The 11,602-nt window shown below is 60.4% G+C and carries 7 protein-coding genes and 1 pseudogene; 3 read left to right on the top strand and 5 right to left on the bottom strand.

Annotation, left to right across the window (positions count from 1 at the left end; all coding sequences use genetic code 11):
- Positions 1 to 19: 19 nt before the first annotated feature.
- The gene (locus AC1DKV_RS26210; protein ID WP_441620789.1) at positions 20 to 2,146 is read right to left on the bottom strand and encodes an acetate--CoA ligase family protein; all 2,127 of its coding nucleotides are present in this window, start codon (positions 2,144 to 2,146) and stop codon (positions 20 to 22) included.
- 323 nt (positions 2,147 to 2,469) lie between these two features.
- Here AC1DKV_RS26210 and AC1DKV_RS26215 point away from each other — a divergent pair, with 323 nt between their 5' ends.
- Both AC1DKV_RS26215 and AC1DKV_RS26220 read left to right on the top strand, forming a co-directional pair.
- Positions 2,470 to 3,222: a hypothetical protein gene (locus tag AC1DKV_RS26215; RefSeq protein WP_441620791.1), complete on the top strand. Its 753-nt coding sequence runs from the start codon at positions 2,470 to 2,472 to the stop codon at positions 3,220 to 3,222.
- 68 nt (positions 3,223 to 3,290) lie between these two features.
- Complete coding sequence (locus tag AC1DKV_RS26220) at positions 3,291 to 5,420, top strand: 3-hydroxyacyl-CoA dehydrogenase NAD-binding domain-containing protein (protein WP_441620793.1); 2,130 nt, start codon at positions 3,291 to 3,293, stop codon at positions 5,418 to 5,420.
- 211 nt (positions 5,421 to 5,631) lie between these two features.
- On the opposite strand, the gene AC1DKV_RS26225 is transcribed toward AC1DKV_RS26220, so the two are convergent.
- The 4 genes and pseudogenes from AC1DKV_RS26225 to AC1DKV_RS26240 form a co-directional block, all read right to left on the bottom strand.
- A complete protein-coding gene (locus tag AC1DKV_RS26225) occupies positions 5,632 to 6,441 on the bottom strand; it encodes a carboxymuconolactone decarboxylase family protein (protein WP_441620795.1) in 810 nt (269 codons plus the stop codon).
- Positions 6,419 to 6,919 (bottom strand): (R)-mandelonitrile lyase, encoded by a 501-nt coding sequence (locus tag AC1DKV_RS26230; RefSeq protein ID WP_441620805.1) that lies wholly within the window; start codon positions 6,917 to 6,919, stop codon positions 6,419 to 6,421. Before AC1DKV_RS26230 ends, AC1DKV_RS26225 begins: the two co-directional genes overlap by 23 nt.
- A gap of 66 nt (positions 6,920 to 6,985) precedes the next feature.
- Positions 6,986 to 7,078: pseudogene (locus AC1DKV_RS26235) on the bottom strand ((R)-mandelonitrile lyase); the annotation flags it as partial.
- Positions 7,079 to 7,204: 126 nt separating this feature from the next.
- On the bottom strand, positions 7,205 to 8,455 hold the full coding sequence (locus AC1DKV_RS26240) for an MFS transporter (protein WP_441620797.1): 1,251 nt from the start codon (positions 8,453 to 8,455) through the stop codon (positions 7,205 to 7,207).
- Positions 8,456 to 8,732: 277 nt separating this feature from the next.
- Between AC1DKV_RS26240 and AC1DKV_RS26245 the strand changes: the two genes are divergently transcribed.
- Positions 8,733 to 9,623 carry a LysR family transcriptional regulator gene (locus AC1DKV_RS26245; protein ID WP_441620807.1) on the top strand — a complete coding sequence of 297 codons (891 nt, stop codon included), beginning with the start codon at positions 8,733 to 8,735 and terminating at the stop codon, positions 9,621 to 9,623.
- The last annotated feature ends 1,979 nt before the right edge of the window (positions 9,624 to 11,602 follow it).

Genomic DNA, 11,602 nt, shown 5'->3' on the forward strand with positions numbered 1-11,602 from the left:
TCAAGAAACCGTTGGCCCGTCATTCGGAAACGGACGGCGTTACAGGGATAATCACAGCATCTGCAGCCACAACTCCCTCCGGAAGTACAAACAGCGGGTTGATATCAACTTCCGCTACGCGCTCGCGGTTGGACCACGCGAACTGCGACAGGGCAGCCAGGGCTTTTGCGGCCGCCTCGGTGTCCAAAGGCTTGCCACCGCGGGCACCAGCCAGGATTCGCCGGCACTTAAGACTGTTGATCATCTCGCGCCCCGTCTCCACGTCGAAGGGCGCAATTCGACACGCGGTATCGCCAAGCAACTCGGCGTAGATACCGCCCGCCCCTACGACCACGACCGGGCCGAATACCGGGTCATTGACAACGCCGGCAATCAACTCGAAGCCGCCCTGAATCATTTCGGTAACGAGCGCCCCGGTAATGCGAGCATTCGGTGCCTTCTGCTTTGCGTTTTCCAAGACGGAGGAGATCGCCGTCGCGAGTTCCTCACGCGTCCGAATGCCGATCTTTACGCCGCCCACCTCAGTCTTGTGGGCGATATCCGGGGACACTATCTTTACGACCAGAGGCGCTCGCATCTTTTCAAAGATGTCTGCTTCCTCGCTGCTGTGCACAATGACGTCATTGGAGACGGGAATTCCGGCCTGACGAAGGATTCGCTTGGCATCGGTCTCGGATAGAGATGCCAGATCCGCCTCGGCCACCGACGAAGTTGCCGCCCGCGCTCCAGGAGAAGTCTCAGGCTTATGTTGCTGTCGACGTTGCGCTGCGCGGTAGTTCGCCAACATCGCCATGGCATGTGCGGCACGGGATGGCGACGGGAAGACAGGGATCCGCGCGGACTCGAACACAGCGAACGCGTCACCGACCAGATCTCGGGGTGCAGACGAGAACACCAGCAATGGCTTACTCGTCGTTTGGACGACGCGTGCCATGACTTCCGCTGCTGCCTGGCAGCCCGCTTTCCCCGTCGTCGCAAGGTTGACGCATACCGCATCGACATTCGAATCGTCCAGAACGGCCTGCAGCACAGTTTCCAATTTGTCACGATTGGCCGGCGAGAAGTAGCCGGCGGTCAGATCGACGGGATTGTGGACAGCACCGATGCTTGAGATCACGGTTTGCAGACGGGATTGCGTCTCCTCCGTCAGTTCGCAGAGCATCACGCCATCGGGCTCACCGGCGTCCGCGAATACAATGGCGGACCCACCGGACACGCCGAGCACCGCAACGCCGGTACCCTCGGGGGTCTTGTTGCCTTCCAAGGCTTTGAGGAAGTCGACCGCCTGGTGAATTTCGCGGATCTCGATGATTCCGCTCTGGGCGAACAGGGCCTTATAGAAGTCGTAGCTTCCGGTCATGCTCGCTGTATGCGAGGCTGCAGCCTTGGCACCTTGCTCGGTAATGCCCGCCTTCCACAGGAGAATCGGCTTCCCCATCGACAGTGCGCGTCGGCCAACTTCGAGGAGGGCCCGTCCATCGCGAGTTCCTTCGATGTACGCAACAATGACACGGGTCTCCTCATCGTCGAGCAACGCGTCAATCAGCTGAACGGTATCGATGTCGCTCTCATTGCCAGTTGCAAGAACGTGCCTGAAGCCGATTCCGGCTGCAGCGCAACCTAGCGCGATGCTGTAGCCGAATCCGCCACTTTGTGTGACAAGCGATACGCCACCCTTCTTCAGCTTCGGCTCGCGAGTGATACTGCCGAACGCCGCATACACGCCGTCGTGGATGTTGGCAAAGCCAAGGCAGTTCGGTCCCAGGATGCGGATCCCGGCTTCTCGCGCAATCTTCAGCATCCGCTGTTCCAATGCGATCCCCTCGGGTCCGCTCTCGCGGAAGCCGCCACTGAGAATCACCACAAACTTGACTTGTTTCTTCGCACAAGTTTCAAGCACTGCCACGGCCGCCTGCGCTGGGACACCAATAACGACGAGATCGACATCCTCCTCGACATCGAGTACCGATGCGAAGCACTTGTGCCCGTCAAATACTTCGTACTTCGGGTTCACGGGATAGATCTTTCCGGCGTACCCATTCTTGACCAAGGCACGCACAACCTGCGAGCCAGGGCGGTTAGCGTCATCCGAAACGCCCACAACAGCGATCGACCGCGGCTCAAAAAGAAACTTGAATTTGCTCATACGGTAAGGGGAGAGGACTTCCCAAAGTGATGGTGGTGTAACCCGCGACGCCTGGGTCATCCCTGCAGGTTCTCGAGTGGGGACGCCGCATCGAAAGCAGTGGCGCCATGAAGCGAACTGTAGACCCGCCCTCGACCCACGTCAATATTTTCGGAATACGTTCCGATGTTCGGAACCTGTAGTGGCGGAAGCGGCTCGTCGCACTGTTCCACTAGTCGGAACCTGTGCTATTCGGTAAAACTCGTGCTAGGATGATTGCACGGTCTGCGATTTGCCGACCAGCGCAGAAGCGCGATCTGTCTTTTACCCATGGAGAGTTGCAGATGATCTACACCCGTAGCGGCAGCGACGCGCTTGCACAGCGCAGCGTTATCGTGTCCCCTGGTACCGGCAATAGGCATTGGGGCACGGTTTTCTTTGGTCCGCGCTCGTCGAACTCGGACGGCGTTGGCCCCCAGGCGACGATGTCTGAGCTTGACGCGAATGAAGCGATCGTTCCTCACTTTCACGGCGTTACGATGTTCCAACTCTTCGTCGCCGGATCGGGAACAATTGGTACTCGCGGGCAAACGATCGAGCCGTTGACGGTGCAGTTCAAGGATCATCACACTGCGTACGGCCCGATTACCGCCGGTCCTCACGGCTTGTCGTTCGTCGCCATGCGGATGTACACCGGAAACTCTGAGCCGGTATATCTGGACAAGCCGGGCTATCGCGATAAGTTGCAACCAAGCAAGCGTCGGCATCTGCATTCGGAACCCGTCCGTTTTTCCACTGCTCCCGTACTCAAGGCGCGTACGGAGGCTGCATGGGATACGCTGTTTGACGATGAGGATGACGGTATGCGAGCGCGTGTGGTTCGATTGGGCGCAGACATGCAGATCGAAGGCCCAGATCCAAAGCGCGCCGCCGGGTACTACCTCTTTGTTGCCAACGGCAGCCTCCGCCACGAATCGGAGGAGTTGCCTCTCTGGTCTATGGTCGTCGTCCAGCCTACTGAAGAGAAGTTCGCGATCCGGGCAGGTTCGGAAGGGCTGGAAGCACTTGTCCTCGAGTACCCGCGAGAGAACCGCTGATACCGGAACCTATCCTGAACCGGCGGCACAGAGAACGGTCCGGTGATGTACACAGTAGAGAGGCCTGAATGACACAGACAGAATTGGTGCACTATGGTGTGGAAGACGGAATCGCGGTGATTTCTGTCGACAACCCACCGGTCAATGCGCTCGCTCCCGGTATGCGAGAAGGAATGATCGCCTCGTTGGAGAGAGCGAATGGTGACGACAGTGTCGTAGCCATCGTACTTATCGGGGAAGGAAAGAACTTCATCGCCGGAGCGGACATTCGCCAGTTCGGTCAAGCTCGTTCGGTCTCAACCCGTACCAGCACGGCCGCCATTGATAGCAGTGCCAAGCCCGTCGTTGCAGCAATACAAGGTTATGCGCTGGGCGGCGGGCTCGAGCACGCCCTGGCTTGCCACTACCGCGTGGCCACAGCCGGTGCAAAGCTCGGCTTGCCCGAAGTCACATTGGGAGTCATCCCTGGTGGTGGTGGCACACAGCGGCTTCCACGCCTGGTGGGGCCGAAGAAGGCACTTCAAATGATTGTTGGCGGTCGCCCCATCAGCGCGGAAGAGGCTGAGCGAATCGGGGTCGTAGACACATTGGTACCACAAGGAGATCTGCGCCGGTCAGCAATAGACTTTGCGAAGGCGATCTCCGCCGAACGTCCCCTGCCCCGTCTCAGAGATCGAAACGTCGAGTTTAGGGAAGAGGACCTTGGAACCATTGTTGCCGATGCGAGAAACTCGGAAGGAAAGAAAGGTCGATTGCTGCCCGCCCCCAGCAAGGCGATTGAATGTGTCGAGGCCGCGGCGCGGCTCAGCTTTGATGAAGGAATGGCTGTTGAAGAGCAAGCCTTCGCAGAGCTTGAGAACTCCCCCGAAGCAAAGGCTTTGCGTTACGCATTCTTCGCCGAACGCGAGGCCAGAAAGGTGCCCGACGTAGTCACATCGAGCATGGCGCCGATTAGACGGGCTGCCATCATTGGCGCCGGCACCATGGGCGGTGGCATCGCGATGTGTTTTGCAGATGCAGGCATTCCCGTCAAAGTTCTTGAGACAAGCGCTGAGGCATTGGAACTTGGACTGAAGCGCATCACCGACACCTATGCCACAAAAGTTAGGAGAGGCAGTCTCACGCAGCCTGAGATGGATCGGCGCCTGGTCCTTATCGAAGGAGTCCAGGAGTACAACGCGATTTCCGACTGCGACGTCGGGATTGAGGCGGTCTTTGAACGTCTGGACGTCAAGCAAGACGTGTTCCGTCGCCTGGATGCTGCGCTCAAGCCTGGCGCGCTCTTGCTCACAAATTCGTCGGCAATCGATATTGACCTGATCGCCGATGCTACTTCTCGCCCGGGCGAGGTTGCCGGGGCACACTTCTTCGCTCCCGCTAACGTCATGAAGCTGTGCGAGGTCGTAAAGGGGCCGCGAACGGTCCCCGCGACTATCGCACGCACGATGGAAATGGGCCGCGCCATCGGCAAGGTTTGTGCTGTGGCTGGATCTTGCGATGGATTCGTCGCCAATCGAAGCCGCGCCCCCATGATGGCTGAGATGATGCTCATGCTTGAGGAGGGTGCGACTCCGGAGCAAATCGACAGCGTAATGGAGCAGTTCGGGTATCCGAAGGGTCCATTCGCCGTCAACGATATCTCCGGCCTTGATGTGAGTTACGAAGGCCGAAAGCGCCGCGCTGCAGCAGACCCTGAGTTCAGGAAGCTTCACGTGCCTGACCGCTTGGTCGAGATGGGCAGAAAGGGGCAGAAGACGGGAGCCGGCTGGTACCGGTATGAGAACGGCGACCGTACCCCGATCGTGGACGATGTAGTTAAGCAGGTTATTGCCGATATCGCGAAGGAGTTCGGAATCGTCCAGCGCCAGTTCTCCGATGAAGAGATCCTTCATCGTGTACTCTTCGCGTCGGTAAACGAAGCCTGCAAGATCCTTGAGGATGGCAAAGCCTACAGATCGAGCGACATCGACGTCATGTGGCTGTTTGGATTCGGGTTCCCACGGCACAGAGGTGGTCTGATGTTCTGGGCCGATACCATCGGTGCCCCTGTCATCTATCGGGAAGTCTCGAAGTGGCACGCGTTGTATGGGAAACGCTGGCGCCCCGCCAGGCTTCTCCAGGAAGTTGCAGAGACAGGCACTCGCTTCCGTGACGTGAAACCCTCGAATCCCGAGGCTACCGCGTCCCAGGCGGCCTGACCTGGATTTGGGAAGGCGCGGTCCTTCCCTGCCGCCTTCTCGTTTTCCGGTTTGCAGGCTCGCGGCACGTTCTACCTAGCGCCTCCAGAGGTTTCGCGCTCCTGCGCCGTATCTGCAGCCCGATAATTATTCAACCTAGTTACGGAATGTGGCACCAGGAAGGCGACGGTCCGCCCATCGGATCGCCGCCTTTTCCTTGTGGCTTTCCTGTTCACTTTGGCCCGGACGCAGAGTCCAGGTGCCGCGCCAACGCCTCGCGCGCGCGGCCGGCAGTCCCTGCATCCACGCGGTCGGCCAGGACCTGGGTGAGCTGGCGCAACTGGCCAGCCGTGAGCCCAACATTCATGCTGATGCGCATATGCGCCTGCAATTGTGACTCGGCCCCTGGCAGCGCCGACAACATGCCTACGGTGGCCAGTTCGCGGCTTTGCCAATCAAGGTTGTCGCGTTCGAAGATGTCTCCGAACAAGTGGGTCTTGAGATATTCGCCAATGGCAGGCGCGAAATCAAACAGCGCCCCCTTTACCGGCGCGCCCGACAATTTGGTCTGGTTGGCCGTCCCCGCCGCCAGCAACGCGTCGCCCTTGGGCACGGCGCGGCTGGGCACGGCGCCCGGCGCGTCTTGCATACCACGCTGCTTGCGGACCTCAATCACCTTCATCAGTTCGGCCAGCGCGTTGAGGCTGCGCGGAAAACCAGCGTAAGCGTAGAGCTGCACCAGAATCTCCTTGGCATCAGTTACCGTCAGCCCCACGTCCAATCCTTGATTCAAGGCCACGTTTAGCTTGGCGATATCACCCGCTGCGCCGAAGGCGGCGATAGGTGCAATGGCCTGCTGCCGCGCAGTGAGGGTATCAGACGGACTTGGTGCGGTGCTTTGTGTGTGGGTCATTTCTTGGGACTCCTGCGCGTTCGGGGCAGCGTGGCTCGGTGCCGTGGCCAGCCCCAAACTCAGGGCCACGGCGAGCACGCCGGCGTGGCGGCGTTTCATCTGGGGTTCAGCGAGCGTTGTACTGCTCATCGGTGACTTTCTCCATCCAGGTGACGTTCTTTCCATCGTCCGTGCCTGTGACGGCCAGGTGGGTCATCGCTGTGGTTGGCGCGGCGCCGTGCCAATGCTTGACACCGGGAGGACACCAGACCACGTCGCCGGGGCGGATCTCCTGCATGGGCTTGCCCCATTCCTGCGTGAATCCCACGCCCGTGACCACTACCAGGCGCTGCCCGGCAGGGTGGGTATGCCAGGCCGAGCGCGCGCCGGGCTCAAAGGTCACCAGGCCGCCGGAGGCATTGATATTCTTGTCGGCAGGCCAGACGGGGTCGATCCGAGCCTGGCCGCTAAAGTAGTTGGCAGGTCCTGCCGCCGAAGGCTGGCTGCCGACGCGTGCGATCTGCTGGGCGGTTGCGGCCGCTGGCGTGGCCGCCTGCAGATCAGCGGCGCAGGCAACCGCAGCCTGCATGGCGGCGACGCACGCGGCAATTCTCGGAAAGTAGGTCATAAGGCTCCGTTCTCGGTGGAATAGAAATTCAATCGACGCAACCCAGCCGTTTGCCACGCCGCGCGGCGGCCCTGAGAGATATTGCTCATCGGTGACGTGCTCCATCCACTCGACGTTCTTGCCATCGAGCGCCTCCTGGATCGCGAACTCGCCGCGAGCACCGTCGGTGTAGGCATACTAGCTAACGCGCGCCGTCGGCAAACGCGCTGCGCCCACCCTTACGGCCAGCGGTATCGCCGCCCGCTGCGTAGCATGGCACCAGCGCCCTCGCGTCGAGCCGGTCTCTCACGGAACCGTATTCAGCCTGGGCGCCACGGTCGCGAGACGCGTACCGTTGCCGACAACGAGGGCCGACAGGACGAGTAGGATCGCTCCGCCAATCAGCGGACCGGACACATTGAGGTGATCCAGCAAGCTGCCTCCAAATGCCCCGCCCATCATTATCGCGAGTTGAATTGCTGCCACCATCAGACCGCCGCCGCTTTCTGGCTCATCGCTGATTTCCTTTGCCAGCCAGGTAGACCAGCACACGGGTATTGCCGAATTCAAGGCACCCCAGCCGACCATCATGGTGGCGGCTCCCCAGAACAGGTGACCCAATTCCATTAGTCCAAGCGTCAGCATTGCCAGCGCGACAGGCAAACACCGCAACAGCCGATACAGATGATTCTTCTGCAGCAATGCCCCTGCCAGGTAAGTGCCGACGAATCCGGCCATGCCCAAGCCCAGGAGCAGCAATGACAGCGCATCCGAACCCAGGCCCATTTCCGCCTCCAGGAACGGTCGCATGTAGGTGAATGTGGAAAACGCGCCAGCAAAAGTCAGCATTACCGCGATCATGCCAACTGCTACATGGGGGCGCTTGAGGAGTCCAAAGAGCCTGCCAAGCGGGATCGGCGCCCGCGGCGGCATGGCGGGCAGGCTCTTCGCCTGCCAAACCAGATTTGCCAGCACCAGCGGCACGAGACCGGCAAAAACGGCGCGCCATCCCAGCATGCCGCCGACGTAGGCGCCAATTGGCGCAGCGAAGGCCGTCGCCACCGCATTACCCATATAGATCAGGCCGAGCGCTTTGGGGACCGTGTCTGCCGGAACCAGCCGAGTTACCGTGGCCGTGGACAAGGCCCAGAAGCCGCCGATCGCGACCCCCAACAGGGCGCGCGCTGTCATCAGCATCGGAAAGCTTGGTGCCACGGAGATCATTGCCAGTGACAGCAACATGAGGGTCGTCGTCCCCATCAACAGATAGCGCCGATCGAAGCGCCCCGAAACGGGTACGATCCCCAGACTGGCCACAACGGCGAACAGTCCGGACACCGAGATCGCCTGGCCCGCCATACCCTGGGTCGCATGCAAGTCATGCGCAATCGGCGTAAGGAGACTGACGGGCATGAACTCCGACGCAATCAGCATGGCCACGCAAAGCGCCATGGATCCTACCGCGCTTTGAATCTGGCGCTTGCCGGATGCCTGCGGCATGGTGGAAGTTGTCATTTTCTTGATCACAAAACCAAGACGAGCGTCGTCGCTCCACATGGAATGTGGCCGATGCGCCATCAAGGGATATTCTTATGGGAGTCGTATCCGCCTGCAATCGCCCGGATACCAGAGAAGACAGAGACGCGGCCTCGCCGCGCTCCGCAGCAGTGCTCATCATAGGAGCAAACGTGGCTTCCTGGGCTCGATAGATCCGCATGCCCCTATGAACGCGATTGATCAATCAAGCGTCGTTGTCTGCCGGTCAAGCCTGATGGGCCGAAGAAATCCGTTAAGATCAACGTTCGCAATCTTCAAGACCAATCTGCAACCAGTCATGGCGCGAGAAAACATTAGTGACATTCTGGTTTTTCTGGCAGTAGCAAGAGAGCGCAGCTTCACCCGGGCCGCCGCTAAGCTAGGAATGTCTCAGTCGGCGCTGAGCCACGCCGTTCGCGGACTCGAGACCCGGCTGGGCGTCCGGCTTCTGACCCGGACCACGAGGAGTGTTTCCCCCACCGAAGCAGGCGATCGTCTGATCGAGAACGTGGGACCCCGCCTGGCGGAAATCGAAGCCGAGATCCAGGCGGTGAGCGAGCTTAGCGATAAGCCGAGCGGCACTATCCGGATCACCGCCATCGACCACGTCATCGATACCGTTCTGTGGCCGCGCGTGGCGGAGATCTTGCCGAAGTACCCGGACTTGCGCGTGGAAATGAATTCCGAATACCGCATGCTGGACATCGTCGCGGAGCGCTTCGACATCGGCGTGCGCTTTGGCGACCAGGTCGCGAAGGATATGATTGCCGTCAGGCTGACGCCGGACGTACCCATGATGATCGTCGGCGCTCCGGCCTATTTTGACAAACGGCCGGTTCCATCCTCGCCACAGGACCTGCTGAAGCACAATTGCATCACGCTCCGGTTGGCCGGGGGAGGCATCTACGCATGGGAACTCCGCAATGGCGAGGACGAGATAGAAGCGCGAGTCAGCGGGCAAGTCACGTTCAATAGCGCATATCAAATGCTTCATGCAGCGCTGAGCGGCTGCGGTCTGGCTTTCGTTCCCGCGGATCTCGCAGGCCCGCACGTGCGTGAAGGCCGTTTGCTCAGTGTCATGGAGAACTGGTGTCCGGCATTCCCGGGGCTGCATGCCTACTATCCAAGCCGCAGGCAATCCTCGAGGGCCCTCACTTTGGTAATCGACGCCATCCGCTACCGGCATTAGGGACTCGAGGGCGGCCATGACCGTACAGTGCACTGTCGTAGCCTAAAGACAGGTGATCCTCGACGAGCGCAGCAGCGTTCCGTCCCAGGCTGGCTGGCAATCCGCAATCGGGCATGACGAATACTTGAAGGCCCCCCCCCCAGGTCCGGCGACAGCCGATATGCGCGAATCGCCGTTTCCGCGAACAGGCCGGCCTTCTCGATTTCCGAGTAATCCACTGCAAGCCGCTTGAACGAGTCGGCCGGATCGCGCAGACGTTTCAGCATGACCTGCGCCGCATCCTTTCCTCGTATCACCCCGGGGAGCCGTCGCGAGAGTATTGCGGTGACCGTACCGAAGAAGCGCTCGATAAACGGTCGATCATCGGGCAGGTACGCTGGACCGAAATCCGCCGCGCAGCCCAACGCCTCGCACACGACATCGAGGCTGATGGCAGCCAAATGCGCTCGAGCATTGTCTAGCCGGATCTGTCGCTGGCAGAACGGGCGGCCACGTCGATAACAGCCAGAAGCCAGGCACCCTCGATCTCATAGCTCCTGCAGGACGACCTTTCCGGCTTCTATCTCGTCGCAGTTGCTCGGCCAGGCTACGGTGTCGCTGCAGCGGTTGGGCGAATGCTCCTGCATTTCCCGCTCTGCTGTGGACTAGCACACTGGGTACCACGCTGCCGCCCCAACCATTCGGTGCACCGCGGCACAAGCCGGCTACCGCCACCCCGGCGACCGAGGCGTTCCGAGCCCCGCATGCGATTAGCATGCCGGTTTCGCATCTCGGGCTATCCATGCGTGTGGGCGCATCGCGCTATCGCGCCACCTGCTCAGCAAAGGTGAATGTCTGGCTCGACAGTCGTCCGAGTCCCCTGCCCATCCCCCTCGAGTGCCGCGATTACGAACGCTTGCGCTGCCGCGGCGGCAGATCCGCGCGGACGCGGGGGCTGGCATCGTGAATGTGGGTACCGAAGTGCAGGCGGAACGCATTCGTGCAGCGCTACAAGCGGACGGCGAAAACGTGGGTCGCAACCATGGACGTTGCGGTTCCGCACAGCTGAGAGCTGACAATCGTTCATGTCGGGCTCGCTCGACAGATCGCGGACAACGTCACGAGATGATGCGATTGATTCTGGGACGAGGCACAGCGAGGCCTCAAGCCCCAACGTGCCCTGTAGCCCCCGTCAGCCCGCATGCTGTGCTCGCTAGCAATCAGCTCGCGATCTTGGCAGCCAAGCAGCAACGAGGATCACCACCGCAGTAGTTGGGCCGGACCTGCATGGCGGCTATATTGCGCATCTCGGCCCCTACCGCGTACGAGGAGGCTCTAGTTACGAGAATAATTATCGGCATTAACTTCTTCTCGTCGGTTTCGACTGGTTGATAATGGTAGTCGGCAATATCTCTTGAAATTCAATGACTTGGGTGCTCTGCCGTCGCAAGGTGCCAAGTCGCCGATGACCCAGTTTAGCCCAGGGCTAGCCCAAAGGCGGCGAGCGAGGGCGGGCGCTTTACGCCCTCATCCTGAACAAACCGAATTTCCCCGCCGAGTTTGCATTGGCAGCCATTCGCCGACGGTTGCCGTAGGTTTGACTCGTATAGCGACGATCTTTCCGGCGGCGAGGCGCAATCGGTAATGGATGGGCTTTGAGGTGTAGAGGGTAACGGGCGAAGCCATGAGTTCTGCCTGCTCCCCCGGGCTGGAATCATAGGCCCATCCAACCCCGAACTCCGCGTTAGCTGCCGGCGAAATGCGGGCATGCTGGGGGGAAACATTGGGAGGCAACGCGTGCCTCTGCGCCCATCCTCATATCTCATGAGAGGCGCCGTTGGTCCCCGAGGTGAATATCGCGGTAGGAATGCCCATTGCTGGACACCCCCCGCACAGATCCCGGCGTGCCCAATTCAGGCACCGGGCTCCCACCTTGGGTGTTTGACGGCGAATCTGTCGCCTGGCCATGGATGAAGGATTCGAGGTTTCGGGAGCCAGTC

It is taken from the genome of Cupriavidus sp. 05T41 (assembly GCF_056396525.1).